This window comes from Pseudomonas sp. SWRI68 (assembly GCF_014269165.1).
Classification (GTDB): domain Bacteria; phylum Pseudomonadota; class Gammaproteobacteria; order Pseudomonadales; family Pseudomonadaceae; genus Aquipseudomonas; species Aquipseudomonas capeferrum.
In genome coordinates this window covers 272,967-294,160 of sequence record NZ_JABWRU010000001.1, presented here as the reverse complement: position 1 = coordinate 294,160, position 21,194 = coordinate 272,967, and the positions used below count along the sequence as shown (strand labels likewise).

General features: G+C 63.4%; 17 protein-coding genes. 7 read left to right on the top strand and 10 right to left on the bottom strand.

The window, feature by feature from the left end; genetic code table 11:
• Positions 1-8: 8 nt before the first annotated feature.
• The 6 genes from HU770_RS01260 to mreB all read right to left on the bottom strand — a co-directional run bounded on the left by HU770_RS01260 (position 9) and on the right by mreB (position 8,819).
• Positions 9-3,830, bottom strand: a complete 3,822-nt coding sequence (locus HU770_RS01260; protein ID WP_186662922.1) for a YhdP family protein — start codon at positions 3,828-3,830, stop codon at positions 9-11.
• Positions 3,831-3,912: 82 nt separating this feature from the next.
• Positions 3,913-5,370: a ribonuclease G gene (gene rng / locus HU770_RS01255; protein ID WP_033701120.1), complete on the bottom strand. Its 1,458-nt coding sequence runs from the start codon at positions 5,368-5,370 to the stop codon at positions 3,913-3,915.
• 54 nt (positions 5,371-5,424) lie between these two features.
• Positions 5,425-6,036, bottom strand: a complete 612-nt coding sequence (locus HU770_RS01250) for a Maf family protein (RefSeq protein WP_186662921.1) — start codon at positions 6,034-6,036, stop codon at positions 5,425-5,427.
• Positions 6,037-6,069: 33 nt separating this feature from the next.
• Entirely contained in the window at positions 6,070-6,558 is a 489-nt protein-coding gene (mreD, locus tag HU770_RS01245) for a rod shape-determining protein MreD (protein ID WP_186657045.1), read from the bottom strand.
• Entirely contained in the window at positions 6,558-7,616 is a 1,059-nt protein-coding gene (gene mreC, locus HU770_RS01240) for a rod shape-determining protein MreC (RefSeq protein ID WP_186663047.1), read from the bottom strand. The genes mreD and mreC overlap by 1 nt, the downstream gene beginning before the upstream one ends.
• A 165-nt stretch (positions 7,617-7,781) precedes the next feature.
• Positions 7,782-8,819, bottom strand: a complete 1,038-nt coding sequence (gene mreB, locus HU770_RS01235) for a rod shape-determining protein MreB (protein WP_003255163.1) — start codon at positions 8,817-8,819, stop codon at positions 7,782-7,784.
• A 204-nt stretch (positions 8,820-9,023) separates the two neighbouring features.
• On the opposite strand from mreB, the gene gatC reads away from it, so the two are divergent.
• The 5 genes from gatC (at position 9,024) to HU770_RS01210 (ending at position 13,887) form a co-directional block, all read left to right on the top strand.
• Positions 9,024-9,311: an Asp-tRNA(Asn)/Glu-tRNA(Gln) amidotransferase subunit GatC gene (gatC, locus tag HU770_RS01230; RefSeq protein ID WP_027595588.1), complete on the top strand. Its 288-nt coding sequence runs from the start codon at positions 9,024-9,026 to the stop codon at positions 9,309-9,311.
• A gap of 15 nt (positions 9,312-9,326) precedes the next feature.
• Complete coding sequence (gene gatA / locus HU770_RS01225; protein ID WP_186662920.1) at positions 9,327-10,778, top strand: Asp-tRNA(Asn)/Glu-tRNA(Gln) amidotransferase subunit GatA; 1,452 nt, start codon at positions 9,327-9,329, stop codon at positions 10,776-10,778.
• A gap of 11 nt (positions 10,779-10,789) precedes the next feature.
• A complete protein-coding gene (gene gatB, locus HU770_RS01220) occupies positions 10,790-12,235 on the top strand; it encodes an Asp-tRNA(Asn)/Glu-tRNA(Gln) amidotransferase subunit GatB (protein ID WP_033701124.1) in 1,446 nt (481 codons plus the stop codon).
• A gap of 174 nt (positions 12,236-12,409) precedes the next feature.
• Positions 12,410-12,784, top strand: a complete 375-nt coding sequence (locus HU770_RS01215) for a septal ring lytic transglycosylase RlpA family protein (protein ID WP_186657038.1) — start codon at positions 12,410-12,412, stop codon at positions 12,782-12,784.
• A 59-nt stretch (positions 12,785-12,843) separates the two neighbouring features.
• On the top strand, positions 12,844-13,887 hold the full coding sequence (locus tag HU770_RS01210) for a calcium/sodium antiporter (protein ID WP_033701126.1): 1,044 nt from the start codon (positions 12,844-12,846) through the stop codon (positions 13,885-13,887).
• Between the two features lie 89 nt (positions 13,888-13,976).
• Here the strand turns inward: HU770_RS01210 and HU770_RS01205 are convergent, their stop codons facing one another.
• From HU770_RS01205 to HU770_RS01190, 4 genes are all read right to left on the bottom strand, one after another.
• On the bottom strand, positions 13,977-15,338 hold the full coding sequence (locus tag HU770_RS01205) for an amino acid permease (RefSeq protein WP_033701127.1): 1,362 nt from the start codon (positions 15,336-15,338) through the stop codon (positions 13,977-13,979).
• A 56-nt stretch (positions 15,339-15,394) separates the two neighbouring features.
• A complete protein-coding gene (locus HU770_RS01200; protein ID WP_033701128.1) occupies positions 15,395-16,336 on the bottom strand; it encodes an AEC family transporter in 942 nt (313 codons plus the stop codon).
• Between the two features lie 162 nt (positions 16,337-16,498).
• Positions 16,499-17,059: a response regulator transcription factor gene (locus HU770_RS01195; protein WP_033701129.1), complete on the bottom strand. Its 561-nt coding sequence runs from the start codon at positions 17,057-17,059 to the stop codon at positions 16,499-16,501.
• A complete protein-coding gene (locus HU770_RS01190; protein WP_033701130.1) occupies positions 17,059-18,315 on the bottom strand; it encodes an ATP-binding protein in 1,257 nt (418 codons plus the stop codon). Before HU770_RS01190 ends, HU770_RS01195 begins: the two co-directional genes overlap by 1 nt.
• Before the next feature lie 201 nt (positions 18,316-18,516).
• On the opposite strand from HU770_RS01190, the gene HU770_RS01185 reads away from it, so the two are divergent.
• Entirely contained in the window at positions 18,517-19,233 is a 717-nt protein-coding gene (locus HU770_RS01185; RefSeq protein WP_186657034.1) for an SIMPL domain-containing protein, read from the top strand.
• 324 nt (positions 19,234-19,557) lie between these two features.
• The gene (locus HU770_RS01180) at positions 19,558-21,183 is read left to right on the top strand and encodes an ABC transporter substrate-binding protein (RefSeq protein ID WP_047581369.1); all 1,626 of its coding nucleotides are present in this window, start codon (positions 19,558-19,560) and stop codon (positions 21,181-21,183) included.
• The last annotated feature ends 11 nt before the right edge of the window (positions 21,184-21,194 follow it).

Here is a 21,194-nt window from a genome sequence, read left to right as displayed (position 1 = left end):
GAAGACTCCTAGCGCGATTTCTCGAAAGGTTTCACAAATGTGATTCTAGGCTCTTTCCACGGCCCCTCGACGCGGTAATGCACGCTGGCAAAGCGTGATACCCGGTCGCCGATCAAGCGATCGACCAGGAACAGCGCGCCCCCCACCGCAGGCGCCCCGATAATCAGGGCGGCCAGCGGCAGGTTATTGGTCACCGGCAGGCTCACCTGCAGGTTGGCATCCACCCGGTCACGGACCAGGTCGAGGGTACCGTCGAGCTCGAAGTTGCTCGACGGGCCGGTAACGGTAATCGGCTCGCGGGTCACGTAGACGCCATTGCTGGCCACCAGCAGGCCCTTGACCCGATCATAGGCCAGGCCTTTGTCGAACAGGTCGGAGAAGTCCAGGCGCAAGCGGCGGCCGATGGAGTTGAAATTGAGCAGGCCGAACACGCGCAGGGCCTGGGCACTGCCTTCGACTTCGACGAACTGGCCGGTGCGCAGGGCGGCATCCATGCTCCCGGAGAAGCGGTTCAAGCCCACCCAGGCAGGTGAGCCCGGCCAGCGACCGTCGACATCCAGGCGGAAATCGCGGCTGGTCACGGTGGGGGCAAACCCCCACGCCTTGAGCACATCGGCCAGGTTCTTGCCGTCCAGGCGCCCTTTGTACCAGCTACTGCTGCTGCCCGGCGGGCCTTCCCAGCCACCGCCGCCATCGATGCGCAGGCCCTTGAAGTCAAGGTCGATATCGTCTGCCGATACGCCACGCGCGGTCGGGCGCAACTTGATCGATGCGCTGCCATAGAGGTCGTCGCCACGGTAGAGCTTGTCGATGCTCAGGTCCAGGGCAGGCACCTTGCGCGGGTCGAATGAGGCCAACGGGTCGGGCCCCTCCTCGGCCTGCGCCTGGGCCGGGTCCGCCGCTGGCAGGCGCAAGGTCTGCAGGCGCACCGACATGGGCGCGGCCTTGGCGTCGGGTACGCGCGCGTTGCCGATGACTTCCTTGCTGTCCAGGCGCAGGTCCCACGCCGGGCCACCACGGGCCAGACGCACCACCGCCTGATTCAGGTCCATGCCGAAGGCTTTGAGCTGGCCGATGCTCAGGTCGACGCTTTGCAGGCTCTGCCGGGCACTGCCACCGGGGTCGTCACCGCCCAGGCTAGCCATCTGCGCTTGCCACGGCGCCAGGTCCAGTGTTTCCAGGTGCCCGCGTACCCGCAGCCCCTGGCCGCTTGGCACTTGCGCCTGGCCTGTGCCCAGCAGCAGCTCACCGCGGCCCTGGGCCAGTTTGTCGCCGGGCGCGGCATAGGCAAAGCGTGCAAGGTCGGCATAGCTGGCGTCGAAGCGCCGCTCCTGGCCCTGCAGGTTCATGCTGAAGCGGCTGTCGCGGGTATCCGCCGCTGCCTTGCCGAAGGGGGCCGGCAAATTGATCGCCAACCCCTTGAGCGACGAGTTGACGTTCAGGCTGTTGTCCCGGCTACCCAGGTTGACCTGCAACTGATAGGGCAGCTCGCCCGAGGCAGGCAGCGCCTGGTTGAACTGCAGCCACTCGGTCAGCGCTTTCAGCGAAACCTGGCCGCTGGCGTTGATGCGGGTCTGCATCTGCCCTGGCTCGCCCTCGGCGACGATCTGCGCAGTCACCGGTTTGCCGAATGCCTGCAGGCTGATGTCCTTGCCGCTCAGGCCCTTGTCGAAGTCGAAACTGAAGTCGCCCTTCAGGCGGTTCAGCTCCAGGCTTGGCGGGGCCACCTTGAGGCGGGCATCAGCGGTGGCGAAGTCCACCTTGACCTTGGGCCGCTGCCCATGTGCCAGGGGGATATCGAGCTTGACCTTGCCCTTGAGCGGGCCCTCGCCTTCCCACCCGGCGAAGATCTCACCCGTGCCGATCGGGGCTTCCTTGAGAATTTTCAGGCCGTCACCCAGGCTGCCGTCGAAATCGCCATCCAGGTACAGATGGCTGTGCTGGTCGCCTTCGACGTGGGGGATGTCGACACTGACGTCACTGACCTTGGTATCGAGCAGCAGGCCATGGTGGGCCTTGATGCGCACACCACTGTCTTCGATCAGCACGTCACCATCGACCTGCTGCACTTGAGGCCAGCCGGGCTGGAAGTCCAGCGCCGCGTCACGCACCTTGAAGAACAGGCTGATACTGCGAGCCTCCGGGGCGGCGCCGTGGTTCAGCGATCCCTGGTACTGGAAGTAGCCCTCATCCACGGTGCCCTTGACGATCGCACTGCGCAGCCATTCGTCGAGGGCCGGGCTGAGCACTTCCGGCAAGTATTTGGCGGTGTATCGGCCATCGCCCTCGGTCAACCCGACCCGCAGGTCCATGTAGTCCTCGCGGCCCTCTTCGAACAGCAGGCGGATCAGGAAGTCACCGGCGATCTTGCCCTCCTCGCCCAGCACCTTGAGGTACGGCGCGACGAGGGTGAAGCCTTGCTTGTCGAGGGCCCAGGTCAGGCGGGCATTGGCCTGCTGGTAATGCCAAGGTTTGGCGAAGATCGGGTACAAGTGCAGCATGAAGGCCTCAGTGTCGAGCCGCAGCTCGCCATGGCCCAGGTCGCCGCTGATGCTGCCACTGACGTTGCCGGCCGCCGGGGCACCGTGGTAGGCGTTGAAACCGACCTGCTCCAGGTTGGCGGCAAATTGCAGCCGCTGGTCGCCCTCAGCCTTGGGCCGCGCCTCCAGGCGCAGGTTGCGCAGCGCGCCGGTGACCTTCAGGCCATCGACCACGGCCATGAGGTTATCCGGCAGCGGTGCCAAGGCATCGATCAATGGGGTCAGCGGAGTGAGGTCAAGGCGGTCGGCCTGCACTTCCCAGCGCTCGTCGGCGGGTGCCTGCCCAGGGCGCTGGCGTAACTGCAGATGGGTTTCCCAACGGGTCTTGCCGATGCTCATGGCCAGGGAATCGACACTCACATCGAAGCCTTGCGGGCTGCGCTGGAACCAGGCGGCGAGCGCCAGGTTGTCCAGGGTTGCGGCCTTGCGCCCGGCATACGCACCTTGCAGCGTTGGCGCATTGAGACGGACCACCGCGTGTTGCAACTGGCCTTGGCGCCAGTCGACCCAGAACTCGCCCCCGGCGCGCAATGCGTCAGCCTGCCACTGGCCCAGCAGACGCGGCGGCAACCAGCGCGCCCAATCGCTCTGCGGCAGGCTCAGGTATGCCGTAACCTCAGCGTCTTGCCAGGCTTTGGCCGACGCGCGGCTGCGCAGGTTCAGCGCCAGGGGCTGGCCGTCCGGCAGGGTTGCGCGCACGTCGAGGGCCTGGCGCGAGGCACCGGCCTGCAGGCCGGCACTCACATACGTCAAGGTCAGGGGGTCGCGCTGCCAGGGCTGCAAGGTAACCTGGCTGTCGAATACATCGATACGCCCCAGTTGGCGCAAGCGCTGCAGCAATTCGACGGGGTCGAGGGCGGCATCGTCTTTTTTCGGCAGCCCTTCGAGGTTCCAGGCGCCTTGCTCATCTTCGCGCAGGATCAGTTGCAAGCCGCCTAACTGAATACGCGCCAGGCGTACCTCGCGGGAGGTCAGGCTGGCCCACAAGTCCGGCACCAGCTTGACGTCGTCCAGGCGCAACGCGGTGGCGCCTTCGCCCAATTGCAGGTCGCGAACGCGCAGCACAGGCGCCAGCCCGCTCCAGCGCCCCTCAAGGGCGCCGACATGCACTGGCAGGCCCAACGCCTGTTCGGCCTTGCTCTCGACATCGGCTCGGTACTCGGCCACCAACGGCACCAATTGCCGGCCGAGGCTGACATACAACGCCACCAGCACCGCCAGCAGCGCACACAAGCCCAGCCCCCAGCGAGTCAAGGCGACAAGAACGCGGTTCAGACGTCCCATGGCCATGGCCCTCCAGGTCGTTTATCCATGATGGCCCCAAGTACCGGTTTTGCCAGCCCGGCCATCCTGTGCTGCGTTTTGGTAAGCCTCAGAGCAGCACCACATCGTATTGTTCCTGCGAGTACATCGACTCGACCTGGAAGCGAATAGTTCTGCCGATGAAGGTTTCAAGCTCCGCCACGTTGCCCGACTCTTCGTCCAGCAGGCGGTCGACCACTTTCTGGTTGGCCAGTACGCGGTAGCCCTCGGCCTGGTAGGCACGGGCTTCGCGAAGGATCTCACGGAAGATCTCGTAACAAATGGTCTCGGGGGTTTTCAGCTTGCCACGGCCCTGGCACGCCAGGCAGGGTTCGCAAAGCACCTGCTCGAGGCTCTCACGCGTGCGCTTGCGGGTCATCTGCACCAGGCCCAGCTCGGTAATGCCGATGATGTTGGTCTTGGCGTGATCACGCTCGAGCTGCTTTTCCAGGGTGCGCAGCACTTGGCGCTGATGCTCTTCATCTTCCATGTCGATGAAGTCGATGATGATGATGCCGCCTATGTTGCGCAGGCGCAGTTGCCGGGCAATGGCGGTAGCGGCTTCAAGGTTGGTCTTGAAGATAGTTTCTTCAAGGTTGCGATGGCCGACGAAGGCACCGGTGTTGACGTCGATGGTGGTCATTGCCTCAGCGGGGTCGACCACCAGATAGCCACCGGACTTGAGCGGCACCTTGCGCTCCAGGGCACGCTGAATCTCGTCTTCGACACCGTACAGGTCAAAGATCGGCCGCTCGCCAGGGTAATGCTCGAGCCGATCGGCAATCTCCGGCATCAATTCGCCGACGAACTGCGTGGTTTTCTGGAACGTTTCCCGCGAGTCGATGCGGATTTTCTCGATCTTCGGGTTGACCAGGTCGCGCAGGGTACGCAGGGCCAGGCCGAGGTCTTCGTAGATTACCGTGGGCGCGCCGCAGGTCTGGATCTGGCTGCCGATCTGTTCCCACAGGCGGCGCAGGTAGCGAATGTCCTGCAGGATCTCTTCGGCGCGGGCGCCTTCGGCGGCAGTGCGCAGGATGAAGCCGCCGGCGTCCTTGATGTTCTCGCTGTCCATGCAGCTGCTGACCACCTGCTTGAGGCGATCACGCTCGGCTTCGTCTTCGATCTTGAGGGAAATACCAACATGGCTGCTGCGCGGCATGTACACCAGGTAGCGCGAAGGGATCGACAACTGCGTGGTCAGGCGGGCGCCCTTGGTGCCGATCGGGTCCTTGGTCACCTGTACCACCAGCGCCTGGCCTTCATGCACCAGCGCGGTGATGTTTTCTACCGCCGAGCCTTCGCGCTGGGAAATTTCCGAGGCATGGATGAAGGCAGCCCGCTCCAGGCCGATGTCGACGAACGCCGCCTGCATGCCGGGCAGCACGCGTACCACCTTGCCCTTGTAGATATTGCCGACGATGCCGCGGCGCTGGGTGCGCTCGACGTGCACTTCCTGCAGCACCCCGTTTTCCACCACCGCCACACGTGACTCCATCGGGGTGATGTTGATCAGGATCTCTTCACTCATGGCAGGCTCTCGTCAAAGGTCTTGGATAATGATGGATCGCGCAGGCAGCGCTGGCTACTGCGGCTTTGTTACCTCTGGAGAAAGCGCAGGCAGTTGCCAGCAGGCGATGCCGAACCCGGCGAGCAGCTCGGCGGTCTCGCTCAGCGGCAAACCCACCACCGCAGAGTAACTGCCTGCAAGGCCGGTGACGAACACTGCGCCCAGCCCCTGGATGGCATAACCGCCGGCTTTGTCGGCAGGCTCACCGCTGGCCCAGTAGCGCGCTGCTTCATCGGCGCTGATGGCACGAAAGCGCACACTGCTGGTGACGCACAGGCTCAGGGTGCGTGCGCCATCGCTCAGGGCGACAGCGGTCAATACCTGATGTTCGCGGCCAGACAGGTCGGCCAGCATGGCCAAGGCATGTTCACGGTTTTCCGGTTTGCCGAGAATACGCCCATCGAGGACCACTGCGGTGTCTGCGCCCAGCACCACCGCCGGGCCCTTCAGGCTGGCAAGGCCAGCTTCGGCCTTGGCTCGGGCGAGGCGCTCGACATAGGCCTGGGCACCTTCATTGGCCAGCGGGGTTTCATCGATGGGGGCGCTTACTGTAGTGAACGGTACGCCGATCTGGGTCAGCAGTTCACGACGACGGGGCGAGCCAGAGGCCAGGTAAAACGGGTTCATGTAGACATCTCCCTGTCAGTCGCGGCAACGCCGTCAATTTATGTGCAAGCGTCGGCGCAGGTCGCGCAGGGCAAAGCTGATCCATGGCCAGAGCAAGGCGCTGATGACCGCCGACCACACCAGCGCCAGGGTCGGCAGGCGGTTGCCGGTCAGCGCGCTGAGCCATAGCTGTATCAGCTGGGCGATGCCGAAGATCACCAGGATCACCAGGCTCTGCTGCCACATGGGGAACATGCGCAAGCGCTGCTGCAGCGACAGCACCAGGAAGGTGATCAGGGTCAGGATCAGCGCGTTCTGCCCAAGCAACGTGCCATACAGCACATCCTCGGCCAGGCCCAGCACGAAGGCCGTGGTCATGCCGACCTTGCTCGGCACGGCAAGGGTCCAGAACGATACCAGCAGCGCCAGCCACATGGGCCGGAACACTTCCATGAACTGAGGCATGGGCGAGACGCTGAGCAGCAAGCCAACGGCGAATGTCAGCCAGATGACCCAGCCGTTGTTGCGGCGTGATGCAGCCATCATTGCCTCCGGGGTTGAGCGGGCGCTGCCGCTGGCACGGCGGGTGCCGCAGGCGCTACAGGCACAGCAGCGGGCTGCGTGGCAGGGGCTGCCTGGGTTGCGGGCGCGGTTGCGGTTGCGGTACCGGCAGGTGCAGCCTGCTCGCCATTGGCGCCAGGCTGAACACCCACCGCGGTGCCCTTGCGGTCGGCCTCTTCCTGCGCAATCGCCGCGTCAGTGGCGCGCTGTTCCGGGGTACGCCGGTCACTGAACACCAGCAGCATGTAGCGGCTGCGGTTGAGTGCGGCGGTAGGGATGGCGCGGACAATGGCAAACGGCTGGCCGGAGTCGTGAATCACCTCGTTGACCGTGGCCACCGGGTAGCCGGCCGGGAAGCGCTGGCCCATACCGGAGCTGACCAACAGGTCGCCTTCCTTGATGTCGGCGGTATCGGCCACATGGCGCAGCTCCAGGCGCTCCGGGTTGCCGGTACCGCTGGCGATGGCGCGCAGGCCATTGCGGTTGACCTGCACCGGAATGCTATGGGTGGTATCGGTCAGCAACAGCACCCGCGAGGTGTAAGGCATCAACTCGACCACCTGGCCCATCAGGCCGCGGGCATCGAGCACCGGCTGGCCGAGGAACACACCATCGCGCTCACCCTTGTTGATCAGGATGCGGTGGGTGAACGGGTTGGGGTCGACGCCGATCAGCTCGGCCACTTCGACCTTTTCGTTGACCAGGGCCGAAGAATTGAGCAACTCACGCAAGCGCACGTTCTGCTCGGTCAGGGCCGCCAGCTTCTGCAGGCGCCCCTGCAACAGCAGGGCCTCGGTCTTGAGCTTTTCGTTTTCCGCGATCAGTTCGGTACGGCTGCCGAACTGGCCCGCCACGCCTTGCCACAAGCGCTGCGGCAAATCGGTGATCCAGTACGATTCCATCAACACCATGCCCATCTGGCTGCGCACAGGCTTGAGCACGGCAAAGCGCGCATCGACCACCATCAACGCGATCGACAGCACCACCAATACGAGTAGACGAACGCCCAGCGAAGGGCCCTTGGAGAAAAGCGGTTTAATGGGCCGTTCCTCGTGGACGACTCAGGAGGTCATTGGACATGGGACAACGCACCAGCCTGGTTGCGGGTTGACGGAAACGACGCCCAAACGGACGCCAGCCCAGCGCATACAGGTAGCACTGTGCGTGCTACCTGTAAACCGGGCGCTCATGAGCCGCGAGCAGGATCACTCGCTGGAGAGCAGGTCCATCGCGTGCTTGTCCATCATCTCCAGGGCGCGACCGCCGCCACGGGCGACACAGGTCAGCGGGTCCTCGGCGACGATCACCGGCAGGCCGGTTTCCTGGGCCAGCAGCTTGTCGAGGTCGCGCAGCAGTGCGCCACCACCGGTCAACACCAGGCCGCGCTCGGCGATGTCGGAGGCCAGCTCCGGCGGCGACTGCTCCAGGGCGCTCTTGACCGCCTGAACGATGGTCGCCAGCGACTCCTGCAGCGCTTCGAGCACTTCGTTGGAGTTCAGGGTGAAGGCACGCGGTACGCCCTCGGCCAGGTTACGACCACGGACATCGACTTCGCGCACTTCGCCGCCCGGGTAGGCGGTGCCGATTTCCTGTTTGATACGCTCGGCGGTGGACTCGCCAATCAGGCTGCCGTAGTTGCGGCGCACGTAGGTGACGATGGCTTCGTCGAAGCGATCGCCGCCAACCCGCACGGATTCGGCATAGACCACACCGTTGAGGGAGATCAGCGCGATTTCGGTGGTACCACCGCCGATATCGACGACCATCGAGCCACGGGCCTCTTCAACCGGCAGGCCGGCACCGATGGCGGCGGCCATGGGCTCTTCGATCAGGAAGACTTCGCGGGCACCGGCACCCAGGGCCGACTCGCGAATCGCGCGGCGCTCTACCTGGGTCGACTTGCACGGCACGCAGATCAGCACGCGAGGGCTGGGCTGCAGGAAGCTGTTCTCGTGAACCTTGTTGATGAAATACTGCAACATTTTTTCACAAACGCTGAAGTCGGCGATGACGCCGTCCTTCATCGGACGAATGGCAGCAATGTTGCCGGGCGTACGGCCCAGCATGCGTTTGGCTTCGGTACCGACGGCGACGACGCTTTTCTGATTGCCATGGGTACGGATGGCAACAACCGAGGGCTCATTCAGGACGATACCGCGCTCACGCACGTAAATAAGGGTGTTGGCAGTACCCAGGTCGATGGAAAGATCGCTGGAAAACATGCCACGCAGTTTCTTGAACATGGGAAAGTGACCCTGGGGAAAGCGTGGGTAAAAAAGTGCGGCAAACTCTAACAATGGCAGGGATTTTGGGCAAGGAGCCAATATGTTAAATTGGTCGTTTTTCCGAGCACGCCAGCAGATGATCGCGGCCGTATGACCGCCAGAATGCCGACATGTTCCTCATCACGGACCTTATTCCGTTCTTTGTTTCCCCTGGAGATCCCCATGGCGCTTGAACGCTGCGACGTGGAAAAGATCGCCCATCTGGCCCGTCTGGGGCTGAATGATGGCGAACTGCCACGTATTACCGATGCACTGAACAGCATTCTCGGGCTGGTCGACCAGATGCAAGCGGTCGACACCACGGGCATCGAGCCCCTGGCCCACCCCCTGGAGGCCAGCCAGCGACTGCGTCCCGACCAGGTCACCGAAAGCAACCAGCGCGAGGCCTACCAGGCCATCGCACCCTCGACCGAAAGCGGTCTGTACCTGGTTCCCAAAGTCATCGAGTAAGGGATAGAGCCTGCCATGCATCAATTGACCCTGGCCGAGATCGCCCGCGGACTCGCCGACAAGTCGTTTTCCTCCGAAGAGCTGACGGGCGCCCTGCTGGCGCGCATCAAGCAACTCGACCCGCAAATCAACAGCTTCATCAGCGTCACCGAAGAGCTGGCCCTGGGCCAGGCCCGTGCCGCCGACGCCCGCCGCGCCGCTGGCGAGGCCGGGGCACTGCTGGGCGCGCCGATCGCCCACAAGGACCTGTTCTGCACCAACGGTGTACGCACCAGCTGCGGCTCGAAGATGCTCGACAACTTCAAGGCGCCGTACGATGCCACCGTGGTCGCCAAGCTGGCCGAAGCCGGCATGGTCACCCTGGGCAAGACCAACATGGACGAATTCGCCATGGGTTCGGCCAACGAATCCAGCCACTATGGCCCGGTGAAAAACCCGTGGAACCTCGAGCACGTGCCTGGCGGCTCGTCCGGTGGCTCGGCTGCTGCCGTCGCCGCGCGCCTGCTGCCAGCCTCCACTGGCACCGACACCGGCGGCTCGATCCGACAGCCGGCAGCGCTGACCAACCTGACCGGCCTGAAACCGACGTACGGTCGTGTTTCGCGCTGGGGCATGATCGCTTACGCCTCCAGCCTCGACCAGGGCGGCCCACTGGCCCGTACCGCCGAAGACTGCGCGCTGCTGCTGCAAGGCATGGCCGGTTTCGACGCCAAGGACTCCACCAGCATCGAAGAACCGGTGCCGGACTACAGCGCCAACCTCAACGCCTCGCTGCAAGGCCTGCGCATTGGCCTGCCAAAGGAATACTTCAGCGCCGGCCTCGACCCGCGCATCGCCGAACGGGTGCAAGCCAGCGTCAAGGAGCTGGAAAAGCTCGGCGCCGTGATCAAGGAAATCAGCCTGCCGAACATGCAGCATGCCATCCCGGCGTACTACGTGATCGCGCCCGCTGAAGCGTCCTCCAACCTGTCGCGTTTCGATGGCGTGCGTTTCGGCTACCGCTGCGAAGCCCCCAAAGACCTGACCGACCTGTACAAGCGCTCGCGTGGCGAAGGCTTCGGCGCCGAAGTGCAGCGCCGCATCATGGTCGGCACCTACGCCCTGTCGGCCGGCTATTACGACGCCTACTACGTCAAGGCGCAGCAGATCCGCCGCCTGATCAAGAACGACTTCATGGCCGCGTTCAACGACGTCGACCTGATCCTTGGCCCGACCACGCCGAACCCGGCCTGGAAGCTCGGCGCCAAGAGCAGCGACCCAGTCGCCGCCTACCTTGAAGACGTCTACACCATCACCGCCAACCTGGCAGGCCTGCCCGGCCTGTCGATGCCGGCCGGCTTCGTCGATGGCCTGCCCGTTGGCGTGCAGTTGCTGGCGCCGTACTTCCAGGAAGGCCGCCTGCTCAACGTCGCGCACCGCTACCAGCAAGTGACCGACTGGCACACCCGTGCCCCCAACGGCTTCTGAGGAGTTCACACATGCAATGGGAAGTTGTGATCGGGCTGGAAATTCATACCCAGCTCGCTACCCAGTCGAAGATCTTCTCCGGCAGCGCCACCACCTTCGGCTCCGAGCCGAATACCCAGGCCAGCCTGGTTGACCTGGGGATGCCCGGCGTACTGCCGGTGCTGAACCAGGAAGCCGTGCGCATGGCCTGCATGTTCGGCCTGGCGATCGACGCCGAGATCGGCAAGCGCAACGTGTTCGCGCGCAAGAACTACTTCTACCCCGACCTGCCCAAGGGCTACCAGATCAGCCAGATGGAGCTGCCGATCGTCGGCAAGGGCCACCTGGATATCGCCCTGGAAGACGGCACCATCAAGCGCATCGGGGTTACCCGTGCGCACCTGGAAGAAGACGCCGGCAAGAGCCTGCACGAAGACTTCAGCGGCTCTACCGGCATCGACCTGAACCGCGCCGGCACGCCGCTGCTGGAAATCGTCTCCGAGCCGGACATGCGCAGCGCCAAGGAGGCCGTGGCCTACGTCAAGGCCATCCACGCCCTGGTGCGCTACCTGGGCATCTGCGACGGCAACATGGCCGAAGGCTCGCTGCGCTGCGACTGCAACGTGTCGATCCGCCCCAAGGGCCAGGCCGAGTTCGGCACCCGCTGCGAGATCAAGAACGTCAACTCGTTCCGCTTCATCGAGCGTGCGATCAACAGCGAGATCCAGCGCCAGATCGACCTGATCGAAGACGGTGGCAGGGTCATCCAGGAAACCCGCCTGTACGACCCGAACAAGGACGAGACCCGCTCCATGCGCAGCAAGGAGGAAGCCAACGACTACCGTTACTTCCCCGACCCGGACCTGCTGCCGGTGGTCATCGAGGACAGCTTCCTCGACACCATCCGTGCCGGCTTGCCCGAGCTGCCACCGCAAAAGGTCGAGCGCTTCCAGAGCCAGTACGGCCTGTCGGCCTACGACGCCAACGTGCTGGCCTCCAGCCGTGAACAGGCGGACTACTTCGAAGAAGTGGTGAAGATTGGCGGCGACGCCAAGCTGGCCGCCAACTGGGTCATGGTCGAGCTGGGCAGCCTGCTGAACAAGCTGGGCATCGAGATCGACCAGGCGCCGGTCAGTGCCGAGCAGCTCGGTGGCATGTTGCTGCGGATTCGCGACAACACCATCAGCGGCAAGATTGCCAAGACCGTGTTCGAAGCCATGGCCGCCGGTGAAGGCGATGCCGACAGCATCATCGAAAGCCGTGGCCTGAAGCAGGTTACCGACACCGGTGCAATCGAGACGATGCTCGACGAGATGCTGGCTGCCAACGCCGAACAGGTCGAACAGTACCGCGCCGCCGACGAGGCCAAGCGTGGCAAGATGTTCGGCTTCTTCGTCGGCCAGGCGATGAAAGCGTCGAAGGGCAAGGCCAACCCTGGGCAAGTGAACCAATTGCTCAAAGCCAAGCTCGAAGGCTGAGCTGAAAAATGCGGCGAGGGCTTTGCCCTCGTTCGCGGGGCCAGTCGGATCGCCGCACCGCCGCTCCCACAGGTATTGCGCAGCCCAGTACCTGTGGGAGCGGCGGTGCGGCGATCCGACTGGCCCCGCGAAGGGCCGCACAGCAGCCCCAACGGCAGCACCGGAGCTTTCGACTTGCTAAAACGATCCCTCGGCACCCTCGCACTCTTCTCCCTGCTGGCCGGCTGCGCCAGCCACGACATCGACCCTCGCGGCTACAACCAGACCGGTACCGCCTCTTATTACGGCGCCCGCCACCACGGCAAACGCACGGCCAGTGGCGAGCCTTTCAACCAGCATGCCCTCACCGCCGCTCACCGCAGCCTGCCCTTCGGCAGCAAGGTGCTGGTCACCAACCTTGCCAACCAACGCAGCGTGGTGGTGCGCATCAACGACCGCGGCCCGCACACACGTGGCCGGCTGATCGACCTGTCACGCGCCGCAGCAGAAAAAATTGGCATGCTCCGTAGCGGAACGGCGCGCGTCCGGGTACAAGGTCTGAGCGACTGACCGACTGGAGCCCGACCATTTTCGACCTCGCCACCCTTCCCACCTTCAGCCTCCTGCAACTGGGCGTCGCCCTCGTGCTGCTGGCCTGCGGTGCAGAGCTACTGGTACGTGTGGCCCTGCGCCTGGCCCTGCGCCTGCACGTGCGGCCATTGATCATCGGCCTGAGCCTGGTGGCCTTCGGCAGCACCGCGCCGCAGCTCACCGTAAGCCTGCAGGCTGCCTACCAAGGCGCACCCGATGTCGCAGTCGGCAGCGTGATCGGCAGCAATATCTTCAACGTGCTGGTGATTCTCGGCCTGGCCGCGCTAATCATCCCGCTGCGCGTATCACGCCAGCTGGTGCGCCTGGATATCCCCCTGATGATCGTCGCCAGCGCGCTGGTGTATGCGCTCGCCGCCAATGGCTACCTGGGCCGCTGGGAGGGCCTGCTGCTGTTGTTGGCACTGGTGGGCTACCTGGGCATGCTCTGGCACCAATCGCGGCATTACGCCCGCACCTACCCCGCGCCCAGCGTCATCACCGTCAGCGGCGCACGCTTCTGGTCTGGCGCCCTGTTGCAGATTGCCCTCGGCCTTGGCCTGCTGAGCCTGGCCGGGCACCTGCTGCTGGAAGCCGTCGTCGAGGTGGCGACCGACCTGGGGCTGTCCGAACGCATCATCGGCCTGACCGTGGTGGCGGTCTGCACGTCGCTACCAGAGTTGGCGGCGGCGATGATCGCCGCCCTTCGCGGCGAACGGGAGATCGCCGTGGGCACGGTGATCGGCAGCAACCTGTTCAACCTGCTGGGGGTATTGGGGCTGACTGCGCTGATCACGCCAGAGCCGCTGTCGATCTCACCCAACGCACTGGCCTTTGACTTGCCGGTGATGCTGGGTGTGGCGGCGCTAAGCCTGCCGGTGTTTTATTCGGGGTACCGGATTACCCGCGCTGAAGGCTTGGTGTTCCTTTGCCTGTACCTGGCCTATGGGCTGCATGTGGTGGCCTTCACCACCGGCATGCCACTGGCCGGGCGCCTGGAACGGCTCATGCTGTTTTATGTGCTGCCGGTGCTAGCGGTGGTGTTGCTGTATACCACCGTGCGCGCCTGGCGCCGACAGCATTGAGGTGCCGTAAGGGGTAGCGTGATGGCTGCCAGGTGCATGCCTTGCGGTTTGCTGCGCCTGTGAGATCGAGCCAGGCGCTTGTCAGCCCCTCACCCCTTGGCCTGCCGCGCCTTCTTCAACCGGAACGCCACCCACAGCACCGCGATCCAACCCGGAATCAACATCACCGAAATACGAATCGGCGGCGTCAGGTACATCACCACCAGAATCAGCACGATGAACGCCAGGCACAGGTAATTGGTAATCGGGTGCCCCCAGCTCTGATAAAACGGGGTAATGCCCGCGCCCAGCTTGGCCTTGCGGAACTTCAGGTGGGTAATGCTGATGCTCGCCCAGTTGATCACCAGCGCCGACACCGCCAGGGCCATCAGCAAACCGAAGGCTTCCCCCGGCATCAGGTAGTTGATCAGTACGCACAGGCCGGTGGCGAACGCCGAAACGCCCAGCGCCGTCAGCGGGACGCCACTGCGGCTGACCTTGAGCAACTGACGCGGCGCATCGCCCTGGCTGGCCAGGCCGAACAGCATGCGGCTGTTGGCGTAGACACAACTGTTGTAAACCGACAGCGCAGCCGTCAACACCACGACGTTGAGGATCGTCGCCACCAGGTCGCTGTCCAACTCATGGAAGATCATCACGAACGGGCTGCCCCCCTGCACCACCTTCTGCCATGGGTACAGCGACAGCAGCACCGCCAAGGCGCCAATGTAGAAAATCAGGATGCGGTAGACCACCTGGTTGGTGGCCTTGGGGATGCTCTGACGCGGGTTGTCCGCCTCGGCAGCGGTGATCCCCACCAGCTCCAGCCCACCGAAGGAGAACATGATCACGGCCAGGGCCATGACCAGGCCAGTGACGCCGTTAGGGAAGAAACCACCGTACTGCCACAGGTTGGCCACGCTGGCATCCGGGCCGCCATGGCCGCTGCTCAGCAGCCAGGCACCAAAGCCGATCATGCTGACGATGGCCACCACCTTGACCAGGGCGAACCAGAACTCCATCTCACCGTAGACTTTCACCTGCGTCAGGTTGATGAGGTTGATGACCACGAAGAAGATCGCCGCCGTCGCCCAAGTAGGGAAATCTGGCCACCAGTACTGCACATAGATGCCCACCGCCGTCAGCTCGGCCATGCCCACCAGCACGTACACCACCCAGTAGTTCCAGCCCGAGACGAAGCCTGCGAATTCGCTCCAGTACTGGTGGGCAAAGTGGCTGAAGCTGCCGGCGACCGGCTCTTCGACCACCATTTCGCCAAGCTGGCGCATGATGAAGAAGGCCATCAGGCCGGCAATGGCATAGCCCAGCAAAACGGAAGGGCCAGCCAGCTGAATGGTCTGGGCGATCCCCAGAAACAGCCCCGTGCCGATGGCCCCACCCAGCGCGATCAGCTGGATATGGCGGTTCTTCAACCCGCGCTGCAAGCGCTCGGGCGTGCTCTGGTCTTGCATGAAGTGTCCTTTAGCTCAGTGAGGCAGTGTTATTGCTGTTATTTGCAGTCAAGGATCTAGATCCATCCGCCCCACTGCAAGATGAAAATACCGATATTGGTGGTGATCGCCGCCATTAGCGTCGTGATCACGATGATCGAGGCAGCTAATTCATGGTTGCCATTGGCCGCCCGTGCCATCACGTAGCTGGCCGCTGCGGTAGGGCTGCCGATGTACAGGAACAGGATGCCCAGCTCGGCACCGCGGAAACCGCACAGCCAGGCACCCAACGTGCCGACCAGCGGCAACCAGACCATCTTCACCAGGCTGGCATCGATCGCCAGCCTGCCACTGTCACGCAGCGCCGCCAGCGACAGGGTACCGCCAATGCAGATCAGCGCCAGCGGCAGGGTCATCTGCGCCAGGTAGTCGCCCGAGGTGAGCAACCAGTTGGGCAGCGGCACCTGGCCGTAGGCCATGGGCGTTGCCACCAGCACGCTGAGGATCAAGGGGTTGCTGAAGATGCTCTTGCAGATGCTCCACGGGTCAGACTTGAGGTCCGGGCTGTACACCGCCAGCACCACCGCCGACAGCGAGTTGTACATGAGGATCACCAGGCCTGCCAGCACCGCCCCTAGCGAGATACCGTAGTCGCCGTACAGGCTGGCGGCCAGCGCCAGGCCGATCACACCGTTGTTGCCGCGAAATGCGCCTTGGGTGTAGATGCCGCGGTCTGCCGGCGGGCAACGCCAGAGGGCCAGCCCCCAGGCCACGGCGAAGCCGACCAGGGTGGCAGCGACGAAATACAGGATGACGCCGGGTTTGACCGCGGCCGCCAGGTCGGCGTGGTAGATGCCCAGGAACAGCAGCGCCGGCATGCAGACATTGAACACCAGCTGCGACGCGACACGGTTGAAGTTGTCGTCGATCAGGTGGATGCGTTTGAGCAGTATGCCCATGAACAGCATGGCGAAAACGGGCGCCGTGATGTTCAGCGTCTGGATAAGAAGGGCGAGCATGCGATCCTGCAGGGAGTTGCCGTCAGGGGGCTAATGATACGTCAACGGCTGCGAGTTGCGGGGATCGGGATGCGATACAGAGAAGTGTCTGACAGCCAGGGACCTTTCGCGGGGCAAGCCCGCTCCCACAATGTGTGGCAGCGGGCTTGCCCGGCGAACGGGTCAGCGCCGAACCGGTCGCTTCTGCAGCTTGCGCTGCAAGGTCCGCCGGTGCATGCCCAACGCCCGCGCCGTGGCCGAGATATTGCCTTCGTGTTCGTTCAGCACGCGCTGGATGTGCTCCCACTGCAGGCGGTCGACCGACATCGGGTTTTCCGGCACCAGGGCATCCAGGTCAGCGTGCTCGGAAAGCAGCGCCGCGAGTACATCGTCAGCATCGGCCGGCTTGCACAGGTAGTTGCAGGCACCGCGTTTGACCGCCTCGACTGCGGTGGCGATGCTCGAGTAACCGGTGAGGATCACCACCCGCATCTCCGGGTCCAGCTCCAGCAGCTTGGGCAACAGCACCAACCCTGAGTCACCTTCCATCTTCAGGTCCAGCGTGGCGTAGTCCGGCAGGTCCTGCTGGGCCAGGATCAGCCCCTCCTCAGCCGAGCCTGCGGTGCTCACGCGGAACCCGCGGCGGCTCATGGCGCGTGCCATGACCCGGGTAAAGGTGGCATCGTCATCCACCAGCAGCAGGTGCGGCAGCTCTTCGCCTTCAACCTGGATATCTTCACTCATCATTCATCTCCTCGCTTGCCATGGGGCAGGCGCAGTTCGGTCAGGGTGCCACCCTGCTCATGACTATAGAGTTTCACCGAACCGCCCGCACGCGTCACGCTGGCCTTGCTCAAGAACAGGCCCAGGCCGAAGCCTTTGCCCTTGGTGGTAATAAAGGGTTTGCCAATCGCTTCGGCGATTGCCGGGGGCACACCAGGGCCATGGTCACGAATGCTGATGACAATGTCCTCGGCGTCCCAGTCCAGGCGCACCTCAAGGTCGTCCGGGCACGCGTCGGCTGCATTGTTCAGCAGGTTCAGCAGGGCCTGGGTCAGGTCAGGTGGCGGCGTCAGGCGGGGTACCTGGCCGTCCCTGAGGCGCTGGAAGCGGTAACTGGCTTCGGGCCGCATCAGGTGCCAACGGTTGAGCGCCTCGTCCAGCCAGACGGTGACGTCCTGCTCGACCATGGCCAGGCGGCGATTGGCCTCGGCGGCACGCACCAGTTGCTGCAAGGTTTCCTTGCACAGCTTGACCTGGTCCTGAAGGATCTGCAGGTCTTCCTGCAACAAAGGGTCGGGGTGGTCCTGGCGCATTTCGTTAAGCAGTACGCTCATGGTCGCCAGCGGTGTGCCCAGCTCATGGGCAGCGCCGGCGGCCTGGGTGGCCACGGCCAGCAATTGCTCATCGCGCAGGCTCTCTTCACGGCGCTCGGAGCGCAGTTGTTCCTGGCGCCGCAGCTCCTCGGCCATGCGCGCGGCAAAGAAGGTGATGACTGCGGCCGCCAGGGCGATGCTCAGCCACATGCCGTAGACCTGCATCTTGTCCCGCGCCATCGGCAGCCCTTCAAGCGGGTAGAACTGCACCAGCAGCAAGCTGTAGGCCGTCAGCGCGATGCCCGAAAGGATCAACGAATAGAGCCAGGGCAAGGTCACCGCGGCAATGGCCAGCGGCACCAGGTAATAGGAAACGAACGGGTTGGTCGAGCCGCCGGAGTAATACAGCAAGGCACTGTGGATCAACAGGTCGCAGGCAAGCTGCAGTGCATACTCAAGTTCAGTGACCGGCAGCGACAGGCGCAGGCGCAACGCGGTGAACGCACACAGGATGGACGACAGGGCCAGCGTTGCTGCCAGCGAAAACCATGGCAAGGGCAGCAGGTCGGTCCAGTAGGCGACGCCCACCGAGCCTGCCTGGGCAGCCAGGACCAGCACGCGGATGACAGTCAGGCGCCAGAGGTTCTGACGGGTAGCGGACAACGGTTGTACGTCAGCGAGCATGAGCTCTCCTGATGAGTGCTCCAGAAAATCGGCTGGAGTATACCGAAGCCGGGCGCCTCACTGCAGCGATGCGGCAAAGCGCCACACTTTGTCACAGGTGCATAGTGGCACTTTTGAACCCACTACACTGTTCCCGGTCTGATGGGCCATGCGTGGAATGGAGACCAGATCCCACGCCCTTTTATTGCCAAGGAGTCTTACATGCAAATCCCTCGTCGCGGCACTGCCCTGATCCTGTCGTGCGGTCTGCTCGCCAGCCTGCCTGCGCTGGCGGCCGAAGAGCCGCGCTACAACCAGGTATCGCTGCGTGCCGAAGTCAGCAAGGAAGTGCCGCGCGACCTGATGGTCGTGACCCTCTACAGCGAAGCGCAGAACACCGACCCGGGCAAGCTTGCCAAAGAGATCACCGAGACCATGAACAAGGCTGTGCAGCAGTCTCGCCAGGTCAAGGATGTGAAGATCAGCCAGGGCAGCCGCAACAGCTACCCGGTGTACGACAGCAAAGGGCAAAAGATCACCGGCTGGCGTGAACGTGCCGAGCTGCGCCTGGAGAGCGCCAACTTCCCAGCCCTGTCGCAACTGACCGCCGACCTGCTGCAAGCGCTGAAAATGGGCGGCATGGACTTCTCCATCGCCCCGGCCACGCGCAAGGCCAGCGAGGACGACCTGCTCAAGGACGCCGTCAATGCCTTCAAGGCACGCGCTCAGTTGGCCACCGAGGCACTGGGTGGCAAGGGCTACAAAGTGGTCAACCTGAACCTCAACAGCAGCGGTTACCCGCGCCCTTATATGCGCAGCGCACCGATGGCCATGAAGGCTATGGCGGGTGACGAAGCGGCACCGGCGCCGGATATCGAGGCGGGCACCAGCGAAGTCAGCATGAATGCCGATGGCTTGATCGAAGTTCAGATGCCTTGAGGCACAGTGGGGCGCGTTGCGCCCCCTTCTGGCCAGCCCCGCAGCATGGCCACTTTTAGCATTTTCAGACATTTCCTACGCACCCTGGCGGTGCATGCCTACAATTCCTCCCCCTCGTAAAATTCAGCAAAAAGCCATCATTCTGCCCTCGCAAACGTTTAACTTCGCCAAAAGTTATACCGATGCGACATACATGTACGGTCGTACCACATTTCTGGCGCCAACTGTCCTTCCGAGTGTTACATTGGGAATAGCCCCTGCATAAGTATCCTCAGGTCGGCTCACGAGGCCACCTCAATCAAAAATGACAACAATGAGGCCACCATGCTCAAACACGCAGTCATTCCGTTCCTGCTTGGCGCAGGTTTGCTCGCTGGCGCCCCCCACGCCCACGCGGCGTCCAACTTGGTGTTCTGCTCCGAAGGCAGCCCCGCCGGCTTCGACCCAGGGCAGTACACAACGGGAACCGACTTCGACGCCTCGGCCGAGACCGTGTTCAACCGCCTGACCCAGTTCGAACGTGGCGGTACCGCCGTGATTCCGGGCCTGGCGACAAAATGGGAAGTGTCCGACGACGGCAAGGCCTACATTTTCCACCTGCGCGAAGGGGTCAAGTTCCACACCACTGACTACTTCAAGCCAAGCCGCCCGTTCGATGCCGACGACGTGCTGTTCACCTTCAACCGCATGCTCGACAAGGACCACCCGTTCCGTAAGGCCTACCCCACCGAGTTCCCCTACTTCACCGACATGGGCATGGACAAGAACATTGCCAAGCTGGAGAAAGTCGACGAACACACGGTCAAGTTCACCCTCAACGACGTCGACGCCGCGTTCATCCAGAACCTGGCGATGAGTTTCGCCTCCATTCAGTCGGCCGAGTACGCCGACCAGTTGCTCAAGGGGGGCAAGGCCGCCGACCTCAACCAGAAGCCGATCGGCACCGGCCCGTTCGTGTTCAGCAAGTACCAGAAAGACGCGCAGATCCGTTTCAAGGGCAACAAGGACTACTGGAAACCCGAGGACGTGAAGATCGACAACCTGATCTTCGCCATCACCACCGATGCCTCGGTGCGCATGCAGAAGCTGAAAAAGGGCGAGTGCCAGGTCACCTTGTTTCCGCGGCCGGCGGACATCGAGCCGCTCAAGGCCGACAAGAACCTGCAGATGCCGCATCAGGCCGGCTTCAACCTCGGTTACATCGCCTACAACGTGATGGACAAGATCAAGGGCAGCGACGCACCCAACCCCATGGCCAAACTCGAAGTGCGCCAGGCACTGGACATGGCGGTGGACAAGAAGAAAATCATCGAATCGGTTTACCAGGGTGCCGGTCAGTTGGCGGTAAACGGCATGCCGCCCACCCAGTGGTCCTATGACGACAGTATCAAGGACGCCACCTACGACCCGGAAAAGGCCAAACAGCTGCTCAAGCAAGCCGGCATCAAGGAAGGCACCGAGATCACCCTGTGGGCCATGCCGGTGCAACGCCCGTACAACCCAAATGCCAAGCTGATGGCTGAAATGCTGCAAGCCGACTGGGCCAAGATCGGCATCAAGGCAAAAATCGTCAGCTATGAATGGGGCGAGTACATCAAGCGCTCAAAAGGCGGCGAACAAGGCGCCATGCTGATTGGCTGGAGCGGCGACAACGGTGACCCGGACAACTGGCTGGGCACCCTGTACGGCTGCGATGCCGTCGACGGCAACAATTTCTCCAAGTGGTGCTACAAGCCTTACGACGACCTGATCAAGCAGGCCAAGGCCACCTCGGACCAGGCCAAGCGCACCGAGCTGTACCAGCAGGCGCAGCACATCCTCAAGGAGCAGGTGCCGATCACCCCGATCGCCCACTCCACCGTGTACCAGCCCATGAGCGCCAAGGTGAAGGACTTCAAGATCAGCCCGTTCGCGTTGAACGCCTTCTACGGCGTCAGCGTGGACAAATAGGGTAGATCCCG